A 25,057-nucleotide genomic window follows, 5' to 3' on the forward strand; every position below is an offset into this window, starting at 1 on the left:
CAAAGTCATGGAGCACGATGGTTCATTCCATAGACGCCCCGCACGTGTTCCGCTAGAATCCGCCTCCATGTCCACTCCAGCCGGATCGCCTCCCGCGACGAACGCCCAAGAAGACAATCACTCGGTGGTGAAAGCCGCCGGGATGATCGGCGTGGCGACCTTCTCCAGCCGCATCCTTGGATTTATCCGCGACATGGTGCTGGCCCGCCTGTTCGGGGCCACGCCGGCGGCCGACGCGTTCTTCGTGGCCTATCGCGTGCCGAATCTCTTGCGTGAACTGTTCGCCGAAGGCTCCATGTCTTCCGCCTTCATTCCGGTCTTCACCGAATATCGAACGCTGAAGACCCAGCGTGATGCGTGGGAGCTGGCCAGCGCGGTGTTCACGACGCTGCTCACGATTGTGACGGGCATCACCCTGCTCGGCCTCATCGCGGCGCCGGGCATCGTCTGGCTCCTGGCGCCGGGGTTTCACGGTGATCCGGCGAAGCTGGGCCTGACGACGCTGCTGACGCGGCTGATGTTTCCCTATCTCCTGTTCATCAGCATGGCCGCGCTGGCGATGGGCATTTTGAACTCGATGCGGGCGTTTGCCGCGCCGGCCTTTTCGCCGGTGTTCTTCAATATCTTTATCATCGGCTGCGCCTTCTTCCTGTCGCCGACGCTGCCGGAGCCGATTTTCGGTGTGGCGGCCGGGGTGGTGGCGGGCGGCGCGGCCCAATTCGCCATGCAGTTGCCGGGGCTGAAACGGCGCGGCATGCTGTTCGGCTTTCGCTGGGAGCCGGGCCATCCGGGCGTGCGCCGGATCGGGCGGCTGATGATTCCCTCGCTGCTGGGCCTCTCGGTGACGCAGATCAATATTACGGTGAGCACGATTCTCGCCTCATTTTTCGCGGGAGGCCCCACCTATCTGTTTTACGGGATGCGGCTGATTCAGTTTCCGCTGGGGATCTTCGGAGTCGCCTTGGCGACGGCGATTCTGCCCACGCTCTCGGCCCAGGCCGCGCGGGGCGCGCTGGATGAATTGCGCACGACGTTCGGGTTCGGCCTCCGCATGATCCTCTTCATCATCCTCCCGGCCATGGTGGGATTGATTCTGCTGCGCACGCCGATCGTGCATCTGTTTTTCGAGCACGGGACGTTCACCGCCCACGACACGGCGGAAACCGCCCTGGCGGTCCTGTGTTATGCCGTGGGGCTCTGGGCCTTCGGCGGAGTGCGGATCATCGTCGCGGCCTTCTACTCCATGCAAGATACCAAGACGCCGGCCATCTCTGCGGCCATCGCGGTCGGAGCCAACCTGGTGTTTTCCCTGGCGCTGATGTCCTTTCTCGGCGCGGCCGGGTTGGCGCTGGCGACCGCCTTGGCGGCGATGGTGAATGGCGGCATCCTGATCATAGTGTTGAACCGGCGGCTCGGCGGGGTGGAATGGGCCAAGGTCGGGCTCTCCATGGGCCGGGCGGTGCTTGCCTGTCTTCCGCTGGTGGCGGCCTGTTGGTGGGCGGCAGGCGCGGAGGTCTGGTCCCGGCCCGATGAATGGATGGCCAAAACGGTGATGCTCACGGTGGCCATCGGCTTGAGTGTAACCGGGTATCTCGGGGTCCACGCGCTGTTGAAGTCTGAAGAATTGGATGTGGTCTGGGGGATGGTGAAACGGAAACTTGGGCGAGTGGCACGAGGCTAGAGGATGGGGCAGCGAGAACAGCGGCGAGCGATCGTGTTTCAGTCCCCTTGGGGCTGGATGGGGATTTCGGAGACGGACAAGGGCATCGACGGTATTGGTCTGCCGAAAAAGTCGAAGCGGGCGGTGGAGGATGCGTTGGGCAAACAATCCGCTCCGCCCTTCGTGAGCGCGGCGACGGCCCGGCTGAAGGCCGCGCAGCAGCAGCTGATTGAATATCTGGAGGGCACCAGGCAGACGTTCGACCTGCCGCTCGATCTGTCCCATGGCACCGCCTTTCAGCGCAAGGTCTGGCGGACGCTGTTGCAGGTGCCCTATGCGAAGCTCCGTTCCTACCAATGGGTGGCCGCTCGCGTGGGCGGGCCGCAGTATGCCCGCGCAGTCGGCAATGCGGTGGGCGCCAATCCGCTGCCGATCGTGGTGCCCTGCCATCGCATCGTGGCGCAGGATGCGACGTTGGGCGGATTTTCCGGCGGGCTGCCGACAAAGCGCAAACTGCTCACGCTCGAAGGCACGCTGGCGCAACTGCAACGCGGACGGACGTGATCGATGAAGGCGATTCTTCAGCGGGTCACGAGCGCCTCAGTTGAAGTCGATGGGGCGCTCGTCGGGAAGATTGGGACGGGATTACTGGTGCTTTTGGGCGTGGCCAAGGGCGATGGGGAGGCGGATGGCCGCTACCTTGTCGAGAAGCTCCGGACCTTCCGAATCTTTTCCGACGAGCAAGGGAAGATGAACCGGTCGCTGGTGGATGTCGGCGGGTCGGTTCTGCTGGTCTCGCAATTCACGCTGCTGGGCCGCACAACGAACGGGCGGCGCCCCAGCTTCGAGGATGCCGCGCCTCCCGACGAAGCCAAGCGCCTCTATGAGCAGGTAGCGGCGGACTTGCGGGCCTTGGGGACGCCGGTCGAAACCGGGGTGTTTGCCGCCCATATGCAGGTGTCGCTCGTGAACGACGGGCCGGTCACGTTCACGCTCGACAGCCGGGATCGGCCCTCATCGTAGGGGAGGCTCAAGTCCGGGGAGGAGGAACCGATAGATCTATTAAGAAGACAGCCTTCGGCGCGAGGTGTAGATTTGGTATAGTCAGACAAATCTCTGTGCATGTTGTAAGAGGTGGCGCATGGGAACCAGCGTATCTCCGCAGCATCCTCTCCGTCAGTTCTTCGGGGCGCTCACGGAGCGCAGCTTTACCGAGCATCTCGGCTGGCCCGATCTCACGGTGACCAGCTATGTATCCAATCTCCTCGTCGATTTTACCTCCATCGATCAACTCTATAAGATACGCGACCGGCAGGAGAAGCCGGTCGAGACGGTCGTGGATTTGCTGTATGAATCCGAAGTCCTGCTCGATGCCCAGTCGCTCGAGCGCGAGCGCGATGTCCACCGGCATATCGGCGACTTTACCTTGTTCATGGCCGGGCTCTTTCCGGAATATTTGCGCCGCCTGAAATCGGCGGGCTTGATTTACCACAAGGATTTTCTCGTGGATTATGTGAAGACCGGCAAACGTTCCTACGGGATCGTGGCCCAGATCGGCGACCACGGGTCCGAGATCGATCCGCCCTTGTTCCGGACTCTGTCCGAAAACTTTGAACTCTGTGTCACGGGATTGGGGTTTGTCCGGTCAGACCTGGACCGCATGAGCGACCCCGCCTATCAACGGGCCAGGGATTTGCTGCTCAATTGAAGCCCATCCGCCCCCTTCTTCTGGCGCATGGCGGCGCCGGCCTCCGCCGGATGACCGCTGTCCAAGCCGATTGCCTCACTGCCGCGCTCCAGATCGGCTATCACTGGCTGGATCACGGCGCCCCCGCGCTCACCGCTGTCGAACAGACGATTCGTGTGTTGGAACAGAGCGGCCTTTTCAATGCCGGCAGAGGCTCGCATCTGCAGCTTGACGGGGTGCGGCGCATGGATGCCTCGATCATGGAGGGGCGGGAGTTGCTGGCCGGAGCCGTGGCCTCGATCGAGGGGATTCTCCATCCGATTTCCGCGGCGCGTTTGGTGATGGAACAGACGCCTCACGTCCTGCTCGTCGGGAAGCCCGCATCGGCGTTCGCGAGACACTTCCAGCTGGAACGGCAGCCGCGCCGGCCATCCGGTCAGGCGCGGCGCAAGACGACGATGACGCGCGCCTTGTCTCCAAAAGCATTGCAGCTCTATCGCGCGATGACGTCCGGCGGCCTGGCGTTGCGCGAGCGCGCCGGAAAAGAAACGGTTGGAGCGGTGGCGCTCGACCGGTCCGGAACCGTGGCTGCCGGAGCCTCCACCGGGGGGATCGATCTGATGCTGCCGGGGCGCGTCGGCGATACCCCAATCATCGGCTGCGGCGTCTATGCCGACAATGAGAGCGGGGCCGTGTCCATGACCGGGCTGGGGGAAGGGATCGTCCGGCTCGCCGTCGCCAAGGCCATCTGCGATCGGTTGGAGCGAGGCACGAGTCCGGCCATGGCGGCTCGCGCCGTGCTTCGCAAGCTGGTGGCCAGAATCGATGGCGCTGCCGGGACGTTGGTCATCGCGCCGGACGGCCGCTTCGCCATCCATCACGTGACGCCCCGCATGGCGGCGGGCTGGTGGGACGGGAAGGGGAAGCCGGTGGTGAAAGATCAGTTTTAGCGAATCTGTGACGAGTGCTGCCTGAGAGATGCGGGGCGGTCGCTTCTCAACGCCCCGAAGAGATGGTCGGGATCTTGTTCATGCTCTTCGCAATGCGCAGATGGCGCTTGGTCAGCGAGGCGGTCTTGCGGAGCGGATCGTAGCGGCGCGGGGAGGGCAACATCGCCGCCAGCCAGGCCGCTTCGTCGGGCGTCAGTTCCTGCGCCGCTTTGCCGAAATGATGGCGGGCCGCCGCTTCCGCCCCGTACACACCGTTCCCCCATTCGGCGACGTTCAAATAGAGTTCGAGAATCCGTTCCTTGGTCAGATGGTGCTCGAGGGAGCGTGTGATCAGCGCTTCGCGCGCCTTGCGCAGCATCGACCGTTCAGACGACAGGTAGAGATTCTTCGCCAGTTGCTGCGTGATGGTGCTGCCGCCCCGTTTCATCTCCCCGGCTTCGAGATTGTGAATGGCCGCATCCTTGATGCCTTCCCAATCGAATCCTTCGTGGATGAAGAACGAAGCGTCTTCCGCTGCGATGACGGCATGCTGCAGATGGGGGGAAATCTGCGCGAGCGGCACCCAGGTCCATTGCCGTGCCACCGGGCGGCGCTCCGCACGGCTCATCTCCTGGCGATGTTCCATGAGCGCGGTCGGGCCGGGATTCGCGGTGGCGAGAGCCGAGACATCCGGGAGCGTCAGCAGCCAGGAGAAGGCGAGCAGACTCAGCGGTATCCCGGTCAACAAGATGGCCCACGCCAGGAGGCGCGCGAAGGTCCGGCGTCTGGGGGGCTTGGCCATAGGGGGTGTTTCTCGGGCGTCGTTCTGTTAGTGTGTGAAACGGGTTGAGCTGGAATTCTACGGCCTTCCACGTATGAGACGACTATGAAAATCCTCTCGGCTGAGTTTATCAAAAGTTGCGTGGCCCCAGAACATTTTCCGCAGGGCGACATTCCCGAGATCGCCATCGTCGGGCGGTCGAATGTCGGGAAGTCCTCCCTGATCAATTCCCTGTTGAACCGGAAAGGCTTGGCCAAAGTCAGCCGGACGCCGGGGAAAACTCGAGCCGTGAATTTGTTCCTGATCACGACCTCGGACCCGGGGCTGGCGAAGTTTTACCTGGTGGATCTGCCGGGGTACGGGTTCGCCAGGATCTCCAAGTCGATCCGCGCCGAGTGGGGGCCGCTGATCGATGCCTATCTGACGGACCAGCCGTCGCTGCTCGGCGTGGTGCAGCTGGTCGAAAGCCGGGTGGTGACCGAACAGGACCGTCAGACGGTGGCCTGGCTGCGCTCCATCGGGCGCGATCCGCTGGTGGTGGCCACGAAAGTCGATAAGCTCAAGCCGAGCGAGCGGGTCCGCACGCTCCGTGAGACCCATCGCGAGCTGGCGCTGCCGGAAGGGCAGATGCTGATTCCCTATTCCATTGTGACCGGAGAGGGGCGGGATCATCTCTGGGGCGTGCTCAGGGATTTGGCGAAAACTTGATTTCGATGTAGGCTTTGTTTTTCAAATTCACCAGCCAGGACTGGAAGACGTCTTCGCTCTTCTGCTGAAACACCAGCGCCTGAATTTCAAACTTCACTTCGTCAAAGGGCCGGAACTGCCTGGGGGTTTTCTCATCGACGCGGATGAGGTGAAACCCCTCGCTGGTTTCAATGATGGCGGAGATGCCGCCCGGCACGAGCGGCGCGATCGCGCGCTCGATCGCGGGCATCAGCTCGCCTTGCCGCACCAGCCCGAGCCGTCCGCCCCGCGAGGCGTTCGGTCCATCCGAGTAGCGCACCGCGACATCCTCGAACTTCTCGCCGCGTGTGAGATCCGCCAGGGCGATGCGGGCTTTCTCCAGCGCTTCGGCCGCGCCGTCGGCCGAGCGGGGTTGAATCAGAATCTGGCTCAGCGTGTATTCCTCGGGGAGGGCAAAGCGGTCCTGGTGCTCTTTGTAATAGCGCTTCATTTCCGTTTCGCCCACCATCACGTTATTGCGGACTTCGCGGTCGACCACACGGAGGAGGGTGAGCTGGTCCCGGACGTTTCGAGCGGTGAGCGGATCGGCCTCGTCTACTTTCTCCCCCTGCTGCTTCATTTGCTGGATGGCCTGTTTGACCTCTTGATCCGAGATGTCCACGCCTTTGTTTTTCGCCTCCTGCAGTTGCAGGCGCCGCTCGATCATCTTGGTCAGGGCCATGTATTCGGCCATCTTGAGCCGTTGCGCCAATTCGTCTCCCTGAGATTGTGTGCGAATGCGGTCCTGCTCCGGGGCCAGTTCCCGTTTGACGTCCGACAGCATGATGAGATCGGTGTTCACGACGGCCACGATGCGGTCCTCAAGCTGCATCGCAGACCGGACAGGGGGCGTCGGCGTGAGCCAGAGAAGAACGAGCAGTCCCGAGAGAAGGGGCGGAGACAGTCTCTGGACCCATCGGATGTGACGCACGGCACCGTTCTCCTGAGCATGGCGCGGACGAAGCATCTGCGGATTGTACACGAACCGACCGGGCTTGAGGAGAGTCGCAGGGCGTGTGGTGTTAGGGGGTGCCCGTGTCTTCGGCGATGTAGCGGGACCCTTCGGCGAGGCGCACCGTGGCTTTGGTGCGGATATCGGAAATGACGTCCTCGAACCGCTTGCGCCGCTTGTCGGCCAGCAGTTCCTGGCGGAGGCGCTCGCGTGTGGCGAAATCGGCCTGGATCGTCGCCTGGTCGAGCGGACTCACTTTGATCAGGTAATAGCCGGCCTCGGTTTTGATCGGTTCGCTGATCACGCCGGGCTTCAGGGTGTGGACGACGGCATCCACCTCCGGATCGAGCGCGCTTTTCCGATAGGGACCCAGGTCGCCGCCCTTCGCTTTGGTTTTCTCGTCGAGGGAGTAGCGCTGCGCGAACTTGGCGAAATCGCCTCCGGTCTCGATTTGCTTCTTCAAATCCTTGGCGGCCGGCAAATTCGGCAGCAACATCTGGGACACTTGGACTTTGAGCGGCGCGAGCAGTTCATTGGCGTGCTTGTCGTAATAGGCCGCGAGTTCCGCCGGCGTCAGGTCCACCTTTTCGCGGAGCCGTTCTTTCAAGAGTTCGTCGAGAATCAGCTGTTCTTTATAGCGCTGAGTGCGGTCGCGAATGACATCGTTCTGGTCCAGGCCCTGGCGCCTGGCCTCCTGCATCAGCAGTTCGCGCGTGATCAATTCGTCGAGGAAGCGGCGTTTGCCGCCTTCCTTGCTGTAGCGCGCGCGGGTGGCCTCGGAGAGTTCGTTCCAGCGGATATCGAATTCGACTTGCGTGATGGTGCGGCCGTTCACGAGGGCCAGCACGGCGTCGTCTTGTGGCGGCGCGCAGCCGGCCAGCAGCCAGAGGGCGCCGCCCAGCAGGACGGCGAGGCCGGCCGATATCTGTGTCTCGGGGAGCGGAAACATGGGTTTGCGGTCTGGTGTCATCACGTGATGGATCGGGCCTTTTTCGTATGGATTCATCTGGTGGATTTGTTGGTATCACAGTGTCCGAGGCTTTGCAAGGTTGTGTTGAGTTCTGCAAAGGCGGCCGGCCAGTCGTCATGCGGCATCTGGATCTCGAACGAGACGGGCGAGATGAACCGCAGGCGCTTTTTGAGCCGGTCCATCATGGCATGGATCGCGGAGTCGGCAATCGAGGCTTTGGGGCTCAAGGTAACGATGGCCGACTGATGGGTCACGTCGATGGCGCTGAGCCGGAGCAGCTTGGCCAGGACGCGCAGCTGCATGACTTCCAGCAGCCGTTCGACCGGCTCCGGCGGCACGCCATACCGGTCCTGGATTTCTCCGTGCAACAGCGCGAGTTCGCCGACCTGTGTGCAGCCGCTCAGGCGTTTGTAAAACGAGAGGCGCTGGTGGGCGTCTTCCACATAGGTTTCGGGAATGAAGGCGGAGACCGGCACCCGCAAGGTCGGATCGGGCTCTTCTTCCACCACGTGGCCCTTGAGCCGCTGGACGGCCTGCTCCACCATGGTCATGTACAGATCGAGCCCGATGGCCGCAATGTGCCCGGACTGCGCTTTGCCGAGCAGATTGCCCGCGCCGCGGATTTCGAGGTCGGCCGCGGCGATCCGGAACCCGGAGCCGAGTTCCGTGAACTGCTGAATGGCCATCAGCCGCTTCTGCGCGTCGTCCGACAGCCGGCCTTCATCGGGGATGAGCAGGTAGGCATAGGCCTGCTCGCCGCCGCGGCCCACGCGCCCGCGCAATTGATAGAGCTGGGCCAGGCCAAAGGTATCGGCGCGGTTGATGATGATCGTATTGGCCGAAGAGACATCGATGCCCGATTGAATAATGGCGGAGGCGATCAGGATGTCGGCTTCGTGCTTGACGAATTTCAGCATGATGGCTTCGAGCAGCGTGGGGTCCATCTGCCCGTGCGCCATGACGATGCGGGCTTCCGGGACCAGCTGCTGCAGCCAGGCGCCGGTGGCCGGCATCGTTTCCACGCGATTGTGGATGAAGTAGACCTGGCCGCCACGGCCCAGCTCGCGGAGGATCGCGTCGCGGATCGCCTTGTCGTTCGATTTGATGACCGTGGTGCGGATGGCGAGCCGGCCGGCCGGCGCCGTGTCGATGATCGACAGATCCCGCACGCTCGACATCGCCATTTGCAGCGTGCGCGGTATAGGCGTGGCGGTCAGGGTCAGCACATCGACCTGCGTCCGCAACTGTTTCAGCCGCTCTTTGTGCTTGACGCCGAACCATTGCTCTTCGTCGATGATGACGAGGCCGAGCTGTTTAAACACGACGTTTTTTTGCAGCAGGCGGTGCGTGCCGATCACCACGTCGATGACGCCGGAGGCGAGGTCTTTCAGCGTGGCGGTCGATTCCTTCGGCGACTGCATGCGGGAGAGGACCGCGACCTTGGCGGGAAACGGCGCGAACCGCTCCGCAAAATTCTCGTAGTGCTGATGGGCGAGGAGCGTGGTGGGCACCAGCACGGCCACCTGGCGTCCGCTCTCCACGGCTTTAAAGGCCGCGCGCATGGCCACTTCCGTCTTGCCGTAGCCGACGTCGCCGCAGACGAGCCGGTCCATCGGCTTGCCCGATTCCAGGTCGCGCAAGATGTCCTTGATCGCGGCCAATTGATCCGGGGTCTCTTCATATTCGAAGGCCGCTTCGAACTCGTGATACAGCATGCTGGCGCTGCCGTACCCGTCCCGCTTCACCAGTTCGCGGTTGGCATAGAGATCGATGAGATCCTGCGCCATTTCTTCGATGTCTTTTTTGACGCGGGCCGTCGTCTTGGCCCAGCTGGTGCCGCCGAGCCGGTCGAGGCGGGGCACGTGCCCTTCGGCGCCGCTATAGCGCTGCACCTGGCTGAGGCGGTCGAGCGGCACGTACAGCGTGTCGTTGCCGGCAAATTCCAGGATCAGGAAATCGCTTTCGAACTCTTGCACGGTCAGCCGCTTCAGGCCGAGATAGCGGGCGATGCCGTGCTGCACATGCACGACATAATCGCCCACGTTGAGGTCTTCGAGCGACGAGAGAAACGTGGCGGTCTTGCTCTTGGGCTGCGGCTTATGCCGCGTGCCTTTCGCGAAGAGCTCTTCTTCCGTGAGCAGCGCGAGACGGAGATCGCCGGAGAGCCAGCCGGCGGACAGCTCGCCCTGCACCACGGCAAACGGCGGCTTGCCCGCCTCTGTGCGCGTCCAGGCGGAAGGTTGCCATTCCATGGCCGGAAGATCGTGTTCGCGGAGCAGGGCGAGCAGCCGGTCGACCTGGCCGTGGCTGCGCGCGATCAGGACGACCCGGTGGCTTTCGCGCAGCTGGTTCAGGATGGCCAAGGTCTGGCTGAAGGGCGTGCCGCGAATTCCCAAGCCCGCGGTCGCCGGGGTTTGGGCCGGAAAGGGGAACACCGGATTCCACGAGGCGTTGGCCGGCGTCAGCGGTTCCAAGGCCAGGCTCGGCCATCCGGCGGTGAGAATGTCGATCTCATCCCAGGCCATAAACAGGCGGTCGGGGGTGGGATAGGGATTCGCGGCGTCCCGCTCGCCATGGCGGAGATAGCCGTCATTGATTTTTTCCCAGAGGTTCACGCAGGTGTCTTGCAGGGCCGCGGGCTGATCCAGGATCAGCACCGGCTCCGTCGAGAAATAGTCGAAGAGCGTGCCCATCTGCGGATAGAGGTCGGGGGAGCGCCACTCGGCATCGGGCGCCACGGGGGCGCAGGCGTCGGGATGATCGGCCGGGCGCAGGTATTCCCGGGCCGGCAGCACCCAGGCTTCGTCCAATTTGCTCACCGAGGTTTGCGTGGCGGCATCGAACAGGCGGATGGCCTCGACCGTGTCGCCGAGAAATTCGACGCGGAGCGGGTCGGCGTAGGCCGTGGAAAAAATGTCCACCAGCCCGCCGCGGATGCTGAATTCGCCAGGAATTTCCACAACCGACACGCGCCGGTATCCCAGGCGCAAGAGGCCGCTCGTGAGCGCGTCCCGTTCGATCGCGCCGTTGCGTGTGAGTTGCAGGGTGGCTTCTGTCCAGGCGTTCACCGGGAGCAGCCGCTGCATCAAGGCGGCGACCGATGTGACCAGAATGGTGCCCGGCGTGGTCCGCAGGCGCTGCAGCGTTTGCATGCGGCGGGCGACCAAGCCGATGTGGGGCGCGGTCGCTTCGTAGGGCAGCGTTTCCCATTGGGGAAACAGCGTGATCCGGTCGGCCGGCCCGCCGGTCAGGTGATGACAAAACCGGAGGTCCGCAAAGAGCCGCTCGGCGGCGTCGTTATTCGCGGTCACGATCAGCCAGGGCCTGTTCCGGCTCGCCGCCATCGACGGCGCGTTGGCGAGCCCGGTCAGGGCGAAGGCCCCCGTGGAACCATGGAGTCCGGTCACACAGGGGCGTGCCGGCGGCTGGCCGAGCGCGGACACCAGCGGGGCGATCCAGGCATCTGATGGCGAGGGTGTGCGTGACACGGATCAGGCTTGGGTTGAGCGAATACGGTGAATCAAGGCGGTCGTCGAGAGGCCGGGCACGAGCGGGATGGTTTTCACCACGCCGCCCCGCGCCTCCACAATGTCGCGGCCGACGATGCGATCCAGGGCCCAGTCGCCTCCTTTGACCAAGACGTCCGGTTGAAGGGCGGCGATGAGCGCATAAGGGTCCGGCTCGGGAAACAGGACGACGAAATCGACGCAGCCCAATGCCGCGAGCACTTCGGCGCGCTGCGCCTCCGGGACGATCGGCCGGTCCGGCGCCTTGTCCAGGCTGCGGACCGAGGCGTCGGTATTGACGCCGACGACCAGCACGTCCCCCAAGGCCTTGGCGGCTTGCAGATAGCGGGTGTGGCCGGCGTGCATCAGATCGAAACAGCCGTTCGTAAAGACGATTCTGGCCCCTCCCGCCCGCAGCGCGGGCAGCCGTGCAGCCAGGTGATCGCGGGTGACGATTTTCTGTGTCATGGGGCCATCATACCTGTCCCATCCTCACATGGGAAGCGGCACCGTTCGTTCTGGTCCGGCCGGCTCATTTCCCTGTCTGATTCCTTAAGTTTATGAAAAACCTGCCCGATAAAGGAGAGACCCGATGGCAAGGGAGGGTCTGTGCACGAGCGGTCGTGCTCAGTGGCTGCCGTCCGCCGGAAGACCGGGTTGTCGCTACGACGAGGATTATATGTCCATGGGGTCAGGGCCTGAGTCGATCGTACGCTCCGCCACGCCGCGGTCGGGGTTTACCTACCGCCGGCAAGTCACCCTGATCGCGCTGATCACGGCGGCCACCCTGATCACGGCCATGGTGAGTTTTACCTGGCTGCAACGGCAGATGGTCGCTGCGTCCGGCGAGACGATTTCGATCATGGCGACCGAAATCGCCGCGAAGCTCGATCTGCTGATGAACGAGCGGGCCGGTGACATTCGGATCATCTCGGAAACGATCGCGATGAACGGCACGACTGCCGCCGAGAGGCAGCACCTTCTGCGCGCCTTTCATCAAGCCTATCCGCTCTATCTGTGGATCGGGGTGACCGATGCGGCCGGCCGCATCGTCGAATCGCTGAATGCGAGCACGCGAGGCCTCGATGTGAAGGGGACTTCATGGTTTCAAGCGGTGCAGCAGGGCGGCGGTGAGATGTATATCGGCGATATTCAATATGACGAGGTCAGCGGCAGCCACGAGGCGGTTTCCTTCACTGCCCCGATTGTGGACCATCGGACCGACGCCAGGAACCGCCCGTTCCGCGGAGTGGTGTCCACCCGGGTGGATGCCGCGCGGCTGGAACAATTGGTGACGGATGCGATCCAATTGTTTCAGAAACGCACCTCCTTCTTTCATACGGTTGAATATCAGGTGCTGCGGGAGGACGGAACCGTCTTTATCGATTCGGACTCGCTCCATGCCGGCAAAATGAACTTGGCCAAGAGCGGATTGCCGTCGGTCCGCCATGCCCGGTCTGGCGAGTCGGGGTTCGTGGAAGAAGCGCATCTGCGGCGCGGGGTGCCGGTGCTGACGGGGTATGCCCGCACGCATGGCCAGGGTGATGTGAATGGGCCTCGGTGGACCGTGTTGCTGCGGGTGGAACGCGCGGAAGTGGTCGCTCCGGTGCAGCATTTTCTCTGGACGGTGGGGACGGCCGGATTGGTGATGATCGGGCCGCTCATCGGACTGTTGGTTCAGGCGACCCGCCGGGCTCAGGTGGAGTGGCTGGAAGCGCAGGATGAACGAATCCGGTCGCGAGAGAACGAGCATCGGCTGCAGACGATTCTCGAAGTGGAGCCCGAAGGCGTGCTGGTGATCGGGGCGGACCGGCGTGTCCTGCAAGTGAATCCCGCGGGCTGCGCCCTGTTCGATGCCGGATTTCCGGAAGAGATTCTCGGCCGCAATGTCGCCGACTTCATTCATGCGGACGACCGCCGGGCCTATGAAGAGGCGCATGCGGCCGCGTTGCAGGGGCGGGGGGTGTTGAACAAGGGCCGGCTCACCGGGCTCTCGGGACAATCCCGCTGGTTCGAAATGACCTCGGTTCCGCTGCCGGCAGAAGACGGGGCCGTGTCGTCCGTGTTGAGCGTGGTCCGCGACATTACCGAGCCCAAACACGCCGAGCGCCGGCAAGCGCTGCAGCATGCGGTGGCGAAAGTGCTGGCGGAGGCCTCGACGGTGGAGCAGGCGCTGCCGGACCTTCTCCGCGTCATCGGCGCCAGTTCGGAGTGGGAGGTGGGCGTTTTCTGGCAAGTGAACAACCAGACCAAGACGCTGGCCTGTGTCCATACCTGGGGCGTGGATTCGGTGCTGTCGGAGACCTTTTTCACGGCCAGCCGCCAGGAAACGTTTTCGTCGGGCGTGGGATTCCCGGGGCGCTGTTGGGAGCGGGGTGAACCGTTCTGGGCGGCGGATGTGACGCAGGAGCCGGATTTTGTGCGGACGGCGGCGGCATCCGTGGCCGGGCTCCATTCGGGGTGCGCCTTTCCTGTGTGGCTGCGCGCGAGCGTCTACGGCGTCATGGAGTTCTATTGCCGCGAGACCCAAACGCGCGATGCGGACCTGCTGCGGACGCTGGGCACCATCGGGAGCCAGATCGGGCTGTTTCTCGAACGGGCCGAAGTGGAAGCCGCCCTTCGCGAGAACGAAAGCCGAACCCGGCTTATCATCGATACGGCGCTGGACGGCGTCGTGACCATGGATGCGCAGGGGCACATCACGGAATGGAACGCCCAGGCGGAACAGCTGTTCGGCTGGCCGGCGCATGAGGCGATCGGACGGGATCTTGCCGAGACGATTATTCCCAAAGCCCAGCGATCGGCCCACCGGGAGGGAATCAGCCGGTATCTCCAGACTGGCGAAAACCGGATGATGGGACGGCTGGTGGAGTTGCAGGCCCAGCATCGCGACGGCCGGGTCTTCCCCGTCGAGCTCTCGATCGCGCCGCTGCAGTTGGATGACACGGTGGTGTTCAGCGCCTTTATCCGGGACATCTCCCGGCGCAAGGAGTCCGAACTCGCCCTTTCCTCCTATGCCCGCCAATTGGAGCAGAGCAATCACAATTTGGACGAAGCGCTGGCGCAAGCCCAGGCGGCGACCGAGGCGAAATCGGCCTTTCTCGCGACCATGAGCCATGAAATCCGGACGCCGATGAACGGCGTCATCGGCATGACGGGGCTCTTGCTCGACACGGAGCTGACGGCGGAGCAGCGCGAATACGCGGACGTGGTGCGCAACTGCGGCGATCATTTGCTGACCCTCATCAACGACATCTTGGACTTCTCGAAGATCGAAGCGGGCAAGATGAGCCTGGAGATCATCGATTTCGACCTGCGCCACGCGGTCGAGGACGCGCTCGACTTGTTGAGCGAGCGGGCCTCGTCCAAGCAGCTGAATCTGGCCTGCCTCTTCCATGCGGAGGTGCCGAGCGCCCTCCGCGGCGATCCGGGCCGCGTGCGCCAGGTGGTGACCAATCTGGTGGGGAATGCCATCAAGTTTACCGAGCGGGGGGATGTCGTCGTCCAGGTGCAGCTCGTCTCGCAGGAAGATGGGGCGGTCGTCGTGCGGTTTGAGGTGACGGACACCGGCATCGGCATTTCCGAGGACCATCAACAGCTTCTCTTCCAGGCGTTCAGCCAGGCCGACGGATCGACGACGAGGAAATACGGGGGGACCGGGCTGGGCCTCGTGATCTGCAAACGGCTTGTCGAAATGATGCGCGGCGAGATCGGCGTACGCAGCCAGCCGGGGGCCGGCAGCACGTTTTGGTTCACTGTCCGGTTCGAAGTCCAGCCAGTGCAGCCGGCGCTTTCGGTTCCGGAGGCCGCATCGCTGCAGGGCCGTCGGATTCTGATTGTCGATGACAAGCCGATCAATTGCCGTATTCTGGAATTGCTGACCAAGAAGTGGGGCATGGTGCCGACCGTGCTGGTCGAAACCAGGGGGGCGCTTGAGCATGTGCGGGAACAGGGGGAGCGCGGGGACCCATACCAGTACGATGTCGTGATGCTCGATATCGATCTGGCGGCGCTCGATGGGCTGGAGTTGGCGCGGATGCTGGCCGGCACAGAGCCGGCGCCGCGGCTGGTCGTCTTGACGTCGGTCGGACGCCGGGGTGATGCCCGGGCGGCGAAGGCGATGGGGATTTCGGCGTATTTGACGAAGCCGGTGCGGGAAAGCCAGCTCGCGCGCTGCCTGGCCACGGTGCTGGAGCAGCCGCGCCCTGTGGCGGGAGAAGGACCGGTTCCGGAGGGACAGGAGCTGGTGACGAGGCACACGCTGGCGGAAGCCAGCGTGGGAACGGGAAAGAAGATTCTGCTGGCCGAAGACAACCTCATCAATCAAAAGGTGGCGGTGCGCATGTTCGAACGGCTCGGCTATCGCGTGGACGTGGTGGCGAATGGACTGGAAGCCGTCGAAGCCCTGTCCCGCATTCCCTACGACATGGTCTTCATGGATTGTCAGATGCCGGAGATGGACGGATTTGACGCGACGCGTGAAATCCGCAGGCGGGAGGCGGGTGACAAGGAGCAAGAGGCGGCGGATTCCGGAGCCTCTGGCCTCCGGCCGCGCGCCGCGCGCCGGGTGCCGATCATCGCCATGACGGGGAATGCGATGCAAGGCGATCGGGAGCGCTGTCTCCAGGCCGGGATGGATGACTATGTGCCGAAGCCGATCACGAGCGAGGTGCTGGCGGCCGTGTTTGAGCGCTGGCGGTGGACGGATGCCGGCTTGCCGCCGGGGGCCTCCCTGCCGTCGATCGATCCCCTGATCTTCGGCGGGTTGCGGGAATTGACGGATGACGACGATCCCGGCGTGCCGGTCCGCCTGCTGCGCCATTTCGTGGCCGACACGCCGACCAGGCTGGCCACCCTCGGCACGGCCTGCCGGCAGGGGCGGGCGGAAGATGTCCGGCGGATTGCCCAGCGCCTCAAGGGCCGGGCTGCCCATCTCGGCCTCACGGGGATCGCCCGAGTCAGTGAGCGGGTTGCGCTCATGGCGGCTCGCGACCTTGCCGGTGTGCCGGCGCTCTTGACGGAGCTGGAACTGGAGTTTCAGCGTGTGCGCCGGCAGGTGGAGCAGGATCTCAAGGAGGCGGTGTAATGGCGTTCTATCGCCGGCTGCATGCCTTGGCGTCCCGGGGCGTGGGGCTTCTGGTCTTGGTGGCCGTCATCGCCGTTCTCGTGGGGATGGCCGGCCTCTGGATGGTGGAGCGGGAACTCATTGCCCGTGCCGGAGAAAGTCTGGCGTTGGGGGCCATGGACGTGGCGGGCAAGCTCGATGCCCAGGTCGCGGAACGAGTGGGAGATTTGGAGGTGCTGGCGGCCGCGCCCCAGCTGCGTTCGCCGGATCCGAAGTTGGTGCGCGCCCATTTGGAAACGGTTCAGCGCGCCTACCCCGTGTATGCGCGATTGACGATGGCGGATCGTACCGGCCTGGTGGTGGCGTCCACGGATCATGAGCTGGCAGGCCGGGATGTGCGCGAATTCTCCTGGTTTCAAGCCGTCTGGCACAGGCCTGCGGCTCAGGTGGCGCCGGTCATCGGAGACTCCGAGGGCCGGCAAGGGCTGGCGGCGATCGTCTTCTCGGCCCCCATCAAGGGAGCCGATGGCACATTTCAGGGCGTGATCATGACGGAGGTGGACCGTGGCTATTGGCGCAAGATGGTATCGGACACGGTCGATCAGTTCGGGGTGCAAGCGCAACATTTCGGCCTGGTCCGGTATCGCGTGCTCGATCACGCGGGCGAGGAGCTGCTGACCTTCGAAGAGGCGGGGGGGCTGCCGGGGAACTTGAGGCGGCTGGGGTTGCCGTCGGCGGTGCGGGTGGCGGCCAACCGGCCGGGCTGGGTCGAAGAAGCGGATGTCGCGCGCAAAACCCCGATCATTACCGGGTATGCCCGCATGCGCGGGGTTGGAACCAGCGAGGCCTTGCAGTGGGGCATTCTGGTCCGGGCCGATCGTCAGGAGGTCCTGGCGAGCATCCAAGGGATTCTGCTCAAGCTGGCATTCACCGGATGCGCCGCGTTCATTCCGCTGGTGGGATTGGTGGCCTGGGCGAACGCCCGGCAGCGGCAAGAGGAGGAGAAGTCGGCGCAGGCGCAGCGGGCGCTGGCGGAGAGCGAGTCCCGGACGAGGACGATTCTGGATAACGCCATGGACGCCGTGATCGTCATGAATACGCAGGGGCTCATCGTCGGCTGGAATAAACAAGCGGAACGGATCTTGGGCTGGCCGATGCAGGAAGTGCTGGGGCATCATCTGGGAACGCGGATTGTGCCGCCGCAACATCGCGATGCGCATAACCGGGGCCTGGCCCGCTATCTGACGACCGGGGAAGGCCCGGTGTTCAACAGGCGCATCGAAATTACGGCGCTTCGGAAAGACGGGACCGAGTTTCCCATTGAGCTGACCGTGACGCCGGTGCAGACGGAACAAGGCGTGCTGTTCAGCGCGTTCGTCCGCGATATGACGGAGGTTCAGTTGCGCGAGCGGCAGCGCCAGATGGAGTATGCCCTGGCCAAGGTGCTGGCGGGCACGACGGTGATCGGCGACCTGATGCCGGCGTTGCTGGAGGCGATCGGCTCGAGTCTCGATTGGGCGGTCGGGGTGTGGTGGGGACCGGACGCGGCGGCCAATCGGCTCTGTTGCCGCGCTACCTGGGCGTCCGATCCTGCCAGGAGCGCGGAATTTCTCGAGGCGACGAGGCAGATCGATTTTGAACCGGGCATCGGGCTGCCGGGGCGTGTGTGGCAGAGCGGCCAGCCGGCCTGGATTCCCGACGTGCTGGCCGATCCGAACTTTCCTCGCGTGTCGCCGGCCGAAACGGCCGGGCTCCACGGAGCCCTGGCGATTCCCATCGCGGTGGGCACCGAGATGGTGGGCGTGTTGGAATTTTTCTCGACCGCGGTGCAAACCTCCGATCAGAGCTTGTTGGGTGCGCTCACGTGGATCGGGGCGCGGGTCGGCTCGGTCATGGAACGGCGGCAGGCGGAGCAGGCGCGGCGCGACAGCGACGCGCGGATGCGGGCCGTCGTCAGCGGAGCCTTGGACGCGATCGTGCTCATGGACGGAGAAGGGCGCATCGCCGGATGGAACCGGCAGGCGGAGGATACCTTCGGCTGGCCGGAAGCGGAAGTCCTCGGACGGGATCTCAGCCAAACCATTGTCCCGCCGTCGCTGCGGGAGGCGCATCGTGCGGGATTGGCCAAATATCTGGCGACCGGCGAAGGGCCTGTCCTGAATCAGATGATCGAGATCACGGCGGTCCGGAAAGACGGGTCGGAGTTCCCCATCGAATTGACGATCACGCCGTTACAAGTGGAGAGCGGCATGATGTTCAGCGCCTTTGTGCGGGACATCACGGCGCGGAAACAGATGGTCGAACGGTTGAACGAACGGGAAATGTTCTTCCGGCTCCTGTCCGAACAGCTCCCGGTCGGCGTCTTTGAAGTCAACGCCGCCGGCGCCTGTTTGTACACGAATAAGATGTGGGAGCTGATTTGCCGTGGTCATGGCGGGCAGGCCGGGCATCGGAAGATGGCGGCCGCGCCGTCCAAGTCATGGACGCAGTGGTTTCATGTGGACGATCGTCCGGCCATAGAGGCGGCGTGGGCGAAGACGACCTCGGCCTATGTGCCGATTCAGCACGAATGCCGACTGGCGGGCGGAGGGGAAGAGGCGCAATGGATTCAGGTGCTGCTGTGGCCGATGGTCACGGAAACCGGTGTCCGGTATCTTGGGACGATCGAGGACATTACCGCGCGCAAACGGACGATCGCGCACACGATGCAGTTGCTTCGCGAAGGCCGCTTTGAGCTGCAGACGCTGTCCGAGGCGAAACATCTGGCGGAATTGCTCGCCTACGCGTTTCCGGATCCGGCCCGCGCCCAGTTGGGGATCACGGAGCTGCTCGTGAACGGCGTCGAGCACGGCAATCTGGACATTTCGTATGACGAGAAGACCGGGCTGTTGGAGCAGGGCAAGCTGGACGAGGAACTGGCGCGGCGCCTGGCCTTGCCGGACTATGCCCGCCGGCGTGTGCGTGTGACGACCGCGCGGACCGACACCGAATTGAGACTGGCCATTGTGGATGAAGGCAAAGGGTTCGATTGGTCGCAGTATCTCGATCCCGGACGCGAACCGTCCGGTGGATCGCATGGCCGCGGGATCGCGATGTCCAAACTGATCAGTTTCGATCACCTGGAATATCGGGACCGCGGAAATCATGTCGTGGTGACCACGCGTCTGGCCGGCCCCCCCGCTGGGAGCGAGGCTCCGGAGCAGGCCCAAGCCGCTTAGCGTGGGGAATGGGCGCGCGAGTCCCAATCCAGCGCCAGTTGAGCCGCCTGATGGATGGCGGCGGATGGCTGCAATAGAGCCGGTTCCGTGTGAGCCGGCGTCGGGGGAGGGGGAAGAGGATCATGGCCCGGCTCTTCCTGCAAGCGGCCTCGGCAGCTCCCGCACACGTGCCGCCGCGGCTCGATGGTCTTGCGCTGACGGCGGTAGACCCGTCCACAGCCTGTGCAGCGCCAGGCAAACCGGGCCAGAGCCAGCACTTCCGTTTTTAGCGAGTGGCAGATCGTAATCGACACCAGCCCGCTCCGATTCATCTCCGTCATCTTTCGCAGAAAGTCTGCGCCGTGATTCGGCTTCCGCTTCAGGACGTCAAACTGCCACTGGTGAATCATCTCGTGTGCCAGGGTGTTCAGCAGTTCTTGCCCGGCATACGGCGTTCGTTCGGACAATTGTGACAACAGCGGTGCGGAGAGACGAATCTCCCGCGTGATCCGATGCGCGGGGATGAGCGCGCCCAACAGGCGTGGCCGGGGCCCTCCACGGCTGACGAACATGCCGGCCGACGAGGTGAGGCGGCGGCTCCACACGATGGCGACCGCCGGCAGGAGTCCGGCGAAGTAGCGCTCGTTGAGCGCACGCCATTCGGCCTGCAAGCGGTCGGCGCTCCATAGTATAGAGGGTGAACGAGGGCTTTCTGAGGAAGTCGGTGTCATGGCACAGGCCGGCGGGCTAACGGAGTTGTTCGAGGACCGCCGCCGCCAGCAGCGGCAGCATGATTTCATGATGACCGGTCAGGGTGTAGCCCTTGCCACCCTTTTGGGTCGGGCGCCGGACGACATTGGTCAAGGGCCGGTAGTGCGACAGGAAATCCATGTTGACGGTGGTGATTTTGGCCAGCGGATGGCCGAGATTCCGGCCCAATGAGACCGCCTTCAGGAACACTTCCGGGAGGATCACGGCCGATCCCACATTCACGTACACGCCGCCTTCCATGCCTGCCACGACGGCGGCCAGACGGCGAAAATCGAGCAGCGAGGTCGCGCCGATGGCGGCGCCATCCGCCGACGGATGCATGTGGATGATGTCGGTGCCGATGGCGACATGGACGGTAACCGGAATGCCGAGCCGCGCGCCGGCCGCCAGAATGCTCGTGGCCTTGTGGCGAAACTGGCCCTGCGTGCGATTGATGGCGTGTCCGATGGCCTCGCCGAGTCCCTGGCCGTTCTGCGCGCCGCGCACGATGGCCTCGTTCAGAATGCGGCCGGTGTCCTCGGCCATGCCGAAGCGGCCGTCGTCGATCTCGGCTTCGACGTCTTCCGACGTATGGCCCATCAGCGCCAGTTCAAAGTCGTGGACGATGCCGGCGCCGTTCATCGCCACGGCCGTCACAATGCCGCGTTCCATCAGATTGACGATGACGGGATTCAGCCCGACCTTGATCACATGCGCGCCGATGCCCAGGATCACCGGGTGATGGTGGCGGTGGGCCGCCGCGATGGCGGCCGCCACGGCGCGCAACGTTTTCACGGCCAGCAGATCGGGGAGCGACGCCGCGAATTGGGCAAACGAGCCGCCGCGCGTCCAGGGTTGCGCGAAGTCGGAGACGCGGACTTTGCTGTGGCGTTTCTTCAGGGGATAGGTCGTGAGATCCGACACGTTGATCGGGGGAATCAGCTTGGGGGCCGGCTGTTGCGGGGGAGTCCGGTTAGGACGCGTGGCCAAGGAGTGATTCCTCTACGAGTTCGCACAGCACATGGCCGAGCGTGATATGGCTTTCTTGAATGCGGGCGGTGACGCTCGATGGCACGACGAATGGATGATCGACAAGGGCCGCGAGTTTCCCGCCGCTGCCGCCGGTCCAGGCGACGGTGATCATCCCGCAGGCGCGGGCCGCTTCGACACCCTTCAACACGTTCGGCGAATTGCCGCTGGTGCTGATGGCGATGGCGATGTCGCCCTTCTGCCCATGCGCGCGCACCTGGCGGGCGAAGAGTTCATCGTAGCCGTAGTCGTTGGCGATGCAGGTGATGGCGGCGATATCGGTGGCCAGGGCGATGGCCGGCAGCGGCTGGCGCTCGCGCTTATACCGGCCGACGAATTCCGCGGCGATGTGCGCGGCGTCGGTGGCGCTGCCGCCGTTGCCGAACAGCAGGACTTTGCGGCCTTCGCGAAAGGCCACGACCATCAGCGCGGCGACCTGGGCGATCCGGTCGGCATGGTCGTGCGCAAACTGCTGTTTCACGCTCGCGCTATCGGCAAAGGCCTTGAGGACGAAGTCTTTCATGCAGGGCGATTCTAGGCGAGGGCGGCAGTCCTGTCAAACAAGACGCCGCAATCGCACGCGCGGCGGTGCTGTGAATTGAACAGGCCGGGAGGCAATGCTATAGTCCGCGCCCGATGGCGCATGAACAATCGATAAAAGCCTTGGTGATGGCGTTCACCGACGACGCGGACGCCGCCGTCTATGTGATCAATCGTCTCCAGCCGGAGGCGCTCTGTTTTGTGCTGCCGGAGCCGGCGAAAGGGCTGGTGGAGTCCGCCATCCAGCCGAAGATCGAGCGCATGCCCCGGCGCTGGGATTGGATCACGCTGGCCGAGGCGGCGGATGTCAGCGCCTGCCACCACGTGCTGGCGCATGCGCTGCCCGAACTCTTGAAGACGTGGGAGGTGCATTCCGGCGAGCTGGTCGTGGATGTGACGGGCGCGACGCCCGCCATGGCCGGAGCCTTGACGCTCGTCACCTTGCCCGTGAGCTCACGAACGATTTCTCTATTGCCTTGGAGCGAGGGCCAGGATGGCGAGGCCATCGATCTGAACGGCCGGCCAGTGCGGTGGGTGCAGAGCAATCTGTGGGACGATGTGGCAATCGTCTCGCGGCGCGAAGCCTCCGAGCTGTTCAATCGCGGACTGTTTTCGGCCTCGGCCCGATTCTTTCACGAGATCGAAGTGCGCGTGAGCGGCGGACAGAAACCGACCTACCGCGCCTTCGCCGATCTCGCCGAGGGCTACGATTTCTGGGAGCGGTTCCACTACCGGCAGGCCTGGGACAAATTGAAGACCGCCGCCAAGGCGCTGGAGATGGCGGCCCTCTGGGGCGGCCCTCCTGGCTTGAAGACCGTATTGCCGGGGATCAAAGCCAACGCCGGATTTCTCGAACGTCTCGTGCTCGATCCCACCGCGGTCAAGGACTCGCTGGCGCTGGATCTGCTGGCGCACGCCGGCCGCCAGCTCCACGGAGGCCATGATCCCGAAGCAGCGATGGTCGCGCTGGTGAGGGCCCTCGAAGCCTTTGCGCAGCGGCAATTGTTCAAGCAACATAAGATTAAGAGCTGGGACGTGCAGCCGGAGCAACTCCCGCAGGCGCTTCAGGAAACCTGCCGGACGTGCTGGCTGGAAGACCTCGATGGGAAGTACAAGCTGTCGCTGCAGAGTCAGTTCCGCGTGCTCGCCGGACTGGGCGATCAACTGGGCCAGGCGTTTCTGCGCGATTGGCCCACGATGAAACCGCTCCTCGACGCGGCCAACCAGGCCGTGCTGGGCCATGGTTTCGAACCGGTCAAGGCCGAACGGGTGCAGCAGTTGTATGACATCGTTCTGAAGCTCTCGGGTGTGACCGACTCGTCGCTGCCGAATTTTCCGAACCTCAGTCTCTAGGAGCTAATGGCAGATGGCAGATAGCTGATGCTCTGAGAGAGAGACTCATCGGGGATAAAGAGGGCCGTGCCATTTCGGTTTGAGAGCCTGGACATTTGGCACATGGCGAGAGAGTATGCCCGGAAAGTCTATTGCGCGACTGCGAAATTTCCGCGCCATGAAGATTATGGCTTACGATCTCAGATGAACCGGGCAGCCAACTCGATCGGACTAAACATTGCGGAAGGCTCAGCCAAAGGGAGCCAGAAAGCCTTCGACTACCATCTTGAAGTGGCCATCGGATCAACTTTCGAAGTGGCTGCGGCTTCATTTCTTGCCGTCGATAACGCCTATATTACCAGCGAGGAGCAGAAGGGCTTATACGATGAAGGACAGAAATTGGCGAGGAGCATTAATGCTTTTCGGAATGCCTTAGGGTGATGATGCTTACTCATCAGACATTTGCCATCTGTTCTTGTCCTTACCGAACTCCTTCAACGGGTGCTTCTACTATCGGCCATCAGCTATCCGCCATAAGCTCTTATGGAAATTAGGATCTACTACGAGGATACCGACTGCGGCGGGGTGGTGTATTACGCCAATTATCTGAAATATTTTGAGCGGGCACGCACCCACTACATCGAGCAGTGCGGATTCTCCGTCGCAGGGCTGATGGCCGAAGGGACTGTGTTTGTGGTCGTGCGGACCGAGGTAGACTACCGGTCGCCGGCCCGCTACGGCGAGACGATTCTGATCGACACGGTCGTGTCCGATGTCACACCGGCGTCGTTCACGTTCTCTCATGTGCTGCGCGAGAAGACGAGCGGGCGGGTGGTGGTCGAAGGCTCCGCGCGCCTCGCCGCGACGGACGGCAACGGGAAAGTGAAACGCCTCGACAAGGGGCTGGTCGCCGCGCTACAGTCCGGTGCCACGAAAGGGAAATAAATGGATAAGCTTGGAACCTGGTTGGCCGTCACGGGCGTCGCGATTGGATTTATCGTGCTTGGCTGGCTGCTGTTTTCGGAGAACCCGACGGAGAAGAATAAGAAAAAGCCATAGGGTATCCCCGAGGGGAAGGCCCTATCGTTATTTCTCCGATAAGACCGCTACGTACGACTGCTCCAATTCTTCCTAAGATAGAGGCCTGCAGTCACAGAAAAGACTCCCGGTACATTTTCTTCTCGTAAAAACATGAAGCAAGATCCTTTTCAATATGTGCCTAAGGATTGTGTGTTGGGCTTGGCGCAAGGGGTGATGTCTAACGTAAAGTTAAGGGGCGCCGCGCTTTTGCGGCGTCCCGCTATATTATTGAGTTAGAAATTCCATTTACATGTTGGCCCAATGCACGGAAACGTACCGTTCGCTACTCCTGCTGAAGCACCAACAATAACCGCTGCTATAGTGACGAGCACACTTGCGATGACGATAACCGATGTCGTTGTGTTATTCCCTTTGCCTTGTTGAGCCATGCAAGCATTAAATGCTTGTATGGTGTTCGTAAGGCTTCCAGAAGCCATTGCTGCAAACAAAGTTGATAAACTAACCGCCCATAAACTTAGGGCCAATGCCGCAGCGGATCCCGCGAAGGGGATACCAGCTATTACCGCTAATGCAGCTTGTGCTACAGCATATGTGGCCATTGAGGCGATTAGAATAATTAAGTTTGTGCGAAGGTTCGCTACGGAAGCCCCGCACGGTCCATTTGCACATTCATCTAAAGATGCAAGTGCTCCAGCCAGTAAACCGGTAGCAGTTGCAGCAAGGGCTCCACATACAATCATTGCTGGAATATTGGCAGCCGATGTAAAAGGATTACTACCTAAGGCTATAGCCGCAATCACGATAACAAGGCTGGCTAAGAATGCGGCTTGAGCACCGATTATCAGACCGGAAATCCTGTTAAAATCACACATAATTACCTCCATCCACGGTT

Annotated in this window: 20 protein-coding genes; 11 read left to right on the top strand and 9 right to left on the bottom strand. The window is 63.0% G+C overall.

What is annotated here, in order from left to right:
- Nucleotides 1-67 precede the first annotated feature (67 nt).
- The 5 genes from murJ (at nt 68) to RI101_10195 (ending at nt 4,297) form a co-directional block, all read left to right on the top strand.
- Nucleotides 68-1,681, top strand: coding sequence for a murein biosynthesis integral membrane protein MurJ (gene murJ / locus RI101_10175; GenBank protein ID MEC4890414.1), 1,614 nt, complete (start codon nt 68-70; stop codon nt 1,679-1,681).
- Nucleotides 1,682-1,684: 3 nt separating this feature from the next.
- On the top strand, nt 1,685-2,224 hold the full coding sequence (locus RI101_10180; protein MEC4890415.1) for a methylated-DNA--[protein]-cysteine S-methyltransferase: 540 nt from the start codon (nt 1,685-1,687) through the stop codon (nt 2,222-2,224).
- Between the two features lie 3 nt (nt 2,225-2,227).
- Nucleotides 2,228-2,683: a D-aminoacyl-tRNA deacylase gene (gene dtd, locus RI101_10185; protein ID MEC4890416.1), complete on the top strand. Its 456-nt coding sequence runs from the start codon at nt 2,228-2,230 to the stop codon at nt 2,681-2,683.
- A gap of 118 nt (nt 2,684-2,801) precedes the next feature.
- Complete coding sequence (locus RI101_10190; GenBank protein MEC4890417.1) at nt 2,802-3,368, top strand: hypothetical protein; 567 nt, start codon at nt 2,802-2,804, stop codon at nt 3,366-3,368.
- Nucleotides 3,365-4,297, top strand: a complete 933-nt coding sequence (locus RI101_10195; GenBank protein MEC4890418.1) for an isoaspartyl peptidase/L-asparaginase family protein — start codon at nt 3,365-3,367, stop codon at nt 4,295-4,297. Before RI101_10190 ends, RI101_10195 begins: the two co-directional genes overlap by 4 nt.
- Before the next feature lie 46 nt (nt 4,298-4,343).
- Here the strand turns inward: RI101_10195 and mtgA are convergent, their stop codons facing one another.
- Entirely contained in the window at nt 4,344-5,078 is a 735-nt protein-coding gene (gene mtgA, locus RI101_10200; protein MEC4890419.1) for a monofunctional biosynthetic peptidoglycan transglycosylase, read from the bottom strand.
- Nucleotides 5,079-5,162: 84 nt separating this feature from the next.
- Between mtgA and yihA the strand changes: the two genes are divergently transcribed.
- On the top strand, nt 5,163-5,765 hold the full coding sequence (yihA, locus tag RI101_10205; protein MEC4890420.1) for a ribosome biogenesis GTP-binding protein YihA/YsxC: 603 nt from the start codon (nt 5,163-5,165) through the stop codon (nt 5,763-5,765).
- Here yihA and RI101_10210 read toward each other — a convergent pair.
- From RI101_10210 to rfaE2, 4 genes are all read right to left on the bottom strand, one after another.
- Nucleotides 5,743-6,714 carry a peptidyl-prolyl cis-trans isomerase gene (locus tag RI101_10210; GenBank protein ID MEC4890421.1) on the bottom strand — a complete coding sequence of 324 codons (972 nt, stop codon included), beginning with the start codon at nt 6,712-6,714 and terminating at the stop codon, nt 5,743-5,745. The genes yihA and RI101_10210 overlap by 23 nt on opposite strands.
- A 91-nt stretch (nt 6,715-6,805) precedes the next feature.
- Entirely contained in the window at nt 6,806-7,705 is a 900-nt protein-coding gene (locus RI101_10215; protein ID MEC4890422.1) for a peptidylprolyl isomerase, read from the bottom strand.
- Nucleotides 7,706-7,737: 32 nt separating this feature from the next.
- A complete protein-coding gene (mfd, locus tag RI101_10220) occupies nt 7,738-11,193 on the bottom strand; it encodes a transcription-repair coupling factor (protein ID MEC4890423.1) in 3,456 nt (1,151 codons plus the stop codon).
- Between the two features lie 3 nt (nt 11,194-11,196).
- Nucleotides 11,197-11,679 (bottom strand): D-glycero-beta-D-manno-heptose 1-phosphate adenylyltransferase, encoded by a 483-nt coding sequence (gene rfaE2 / locus RI101_10225; GenBank protein ID MEC4890424.1) that lies wholly within the window; start codon nt 11,677-11,679, stop codon nt 11,197-11,199.
- Nucleotides 11,680-11,890: 211 nt separating this feature from the next.
- On the opposite strand from rfaE2, the gene RI101_10230 reads away from it, so the two are divergent.
- The gene (locus tag RI101_10230) at nt 11,891-16,297 is read left to right on the top strand and encodes a PAS domain S-box protein (protein ID MEC4890425.1); all 4,407 of its coding nucleotides are present in this window, start codon (nt 11,891-11,893) and stop codon (nt 16,295-16,297) included.
- Nucleotides 16,297-19,494: a PAS domain S-box protein gene (locus RI101_10235; protein MEC4890426.1), complete on the top strand. Its 3,198-nt coding sequence runs from the start codon at nt 16,297-16,299 to the stop codon at nt 19,492-19,494. Before RI101_10230 ends, RI101_10235 begins: the two co-directional genes overlap by 1 nt.
- Here RI101_10235 and RI101_10240 read toward each other — a convergent pair.
- The 3 genes from RI101_10240 to RI101_10250 form a co-directional block, all read right to left on the bottom strand.
- The gene (locus tag RI101_10240; GenBank protein MEC4890427.1) at nt 19,491-20,144 is read right to left on the bottom strand and encodes a SprT-like domain-containing protein; all 654 of its coding nucleotides are present in this window, start codon (nt 20,142-20,144) and stop codon (nt 19,491-19,493) included. The two genes, RI101_10235 and RI101_10240, sit on opposite strands and share 4 nt — an antisense overlap.
- Nucleotides 20,145-20,220: 76 nt before the next feature.
- Nucleotides 20,221-21,213, bottom strand: coding sequence for a hypothetical protein (locus RI101_10245; GenBank protein MEC4890428.1), 993 nt, complete (start codon nt 21,211-21,213; stop codon nt 20,221-20,223).
- Nucleotides 21,197-21,775, bottom strand: coding sequence for a D-sedoheptulose 7-phosphate isomerase (locus RI101_10250; GenBank protein ID MEC4890429.1), 579 nt, complete (start codon nt 21,773-21,775; stop codon nt 21,197-21,199). Before RI101_10250 ends, RI101_10245 begins: the two co-directional genes overlap by 17 nt.
- Before the next feature lie 113 nt (nt 21,776-21,888).
- On the opposite strand from RI101_10250, the gene RI101_10255 reads away from it, so the two are divergent.
- From RI101_10255 to RI101_10265, 3 genes are all read left to right on the top strand, one after another.
- On the top strand, nt 21,889-23,145 hold the full coding sequence (locus RI101_10255) for a TIGR02710 family CRISPR-associated CARF protein (GenBank protein ID MEC4890430.1): 1,257 nt from the start codon (nt 21,889-21,891) through the stop codon (nt 23,143-23,145).
- A gap of 66 nt (nt 23,146-23,211) precedes the next feature.
- Nucleotides 23,212-23,565, top strand: a complete 354-nt coding sequence (locus RI101_10260; GenBank protein MEC4890431.1) for a four helix bundle protein — start codon at nt 23,212-23,214, stop codon at nt 23,563-23,565.
- A 102-nt stretch (nt 23,566-23,667) separates the two neighbouring features.
- The gene (locus RI101_10265; GenBank protein MEC4890432.1) at nt 23,668-24,069 is read left to right on the top strand and encodes a YbgC/FadM family acyl-CoA thioesterase; all 402 of its coding nucleotides are present in this window, start codon (nt 23,668-23,670) and stop codon (nt 24,067-24,069) included.
- A 368-nt stretch (nt 24,070-24,437) separates the two neighbouring features.
- Here the strand turns inward: RI101_10265 and RI101_10270 are convergent, their stop codons facing one another.
- Nucleotides 24,438-25,037, bottom strand: coding sequence for a hypothetical protein (locus RI101_10270; protein ID MEC4890433.1), 600 nt, complete (start codon nt 25,035-25,037; stop codon nt 24,438-24,440).
- Nucleotides 25,038-25,057 lie beyond the last annotated feature (20 nt).

Source organism: Nitrospira sp. (assembly GCA_035968315.1).
Classification (GTDB): domain Bacteria; phylum Nitrospirota; class Nitrospiria; order Nitrospirales; family Nitrospiraceae; genus Nitrospira_D.

Excerpts from the sequence above, each read along its gene's own strand:
- rfaE2 (MEC4890424.1), bottom strand. The coding sequence starts at position 11,679 with ATGACACAGAAAATCGTCACCCGCGATCACCTGGCTGCACGGCTGCCC.
- RI101_10190 (MEC4890417.1), top strand. The coding sequence starts at position 2,802 with ATGGGAACCAGCGTATCTCCGCAGCATCCTCTCCGTCAGTTCTTCGGG.
- RI101_10215 (MEC4890422.1), bottom strand. The coding sequence starts at position 7,705 with ATGACACCAGACCGCAAACCCATGTTTCCGCTCCCCGAGACACAGATA.
- RI101_10180 (MEC4890415.1), top strand. The coding sequence starts at position 1,685 with ATGGGGCAGCGAGAACAGCGGCGAGCGATCGTGTTTCAGTCCCCTTGG.
- yihA (MEC4890420.1), top strand. The coding sequence starts at position 5,163 with ATGAAAATCCTCTCGGCTGAGTTTATCAAAAGTTGCGTGGCCCCAGAA.
- RI101_10270 (MEC4890433.1), bottom strand. The coding sequence starts at position 25,037 with ATGTGTGATTTTAACAGGATTTCCGGTCTGATAATCGGTGCTCAAGCC.
- RI101_10265 (MEC4890432.1), top strand. The coding sequence starts at position 23,668 with ATGGAAATTAGGATCTACTACGAGGATACCGACTGCGGCGGGGTGGTG.
- RI101_10230 (MEC4890425.1), top strand. The coding sequence starts at position 11,891 with ATGTCCATGGGGTCAGGGCCTGAGTCGATCGTACGCTCCGCCACGCCG.
- RI101_10235 (MEC4890426.1), top strand. The coding sequence starts at position 16,297 with ATGGCGTTCTATCGCCGGCTGCATGCCTTGGCGTCCCGGGGCGTGGGG.
- RI101_10250 (MEC4890429.1), bottom strand. The coding sequence starts at position 21,775 with ATGAAAGACTTCGTCCTCAAGGCCTTTGCCGATAGCGCGAGCGTGAAA.
- mtgA (MEC4890419.1), bottom strand. The coding sequence starts at position 5,078 with ATGGCCAAGCCCCCCAGACGCCGGACCTTCGCGCGCCTCCTGGCGTGG.
- dtd (MEC4890416.1), top strand. The coding sequence starts at position 2,228 with ATGAAGGCGATTCTTCAGCGGGTCACGAGCGCCTCAGTTGAAGTCGAT.
- RI101_10255 (MEC4890430.1), top strand. The coding sequence starts at position 21,889 with ATGGCGCATGAACAATCGATAAAAGCCTTGGTGATGGCGTTCACCGAC.
- murJ (MEC4890414.1), top strand. The coding sequence starts at position 68 with ATGTCCACTCCAGCCGGATCGCCTCCCGCGACGAACGCCCAAGAAGAC.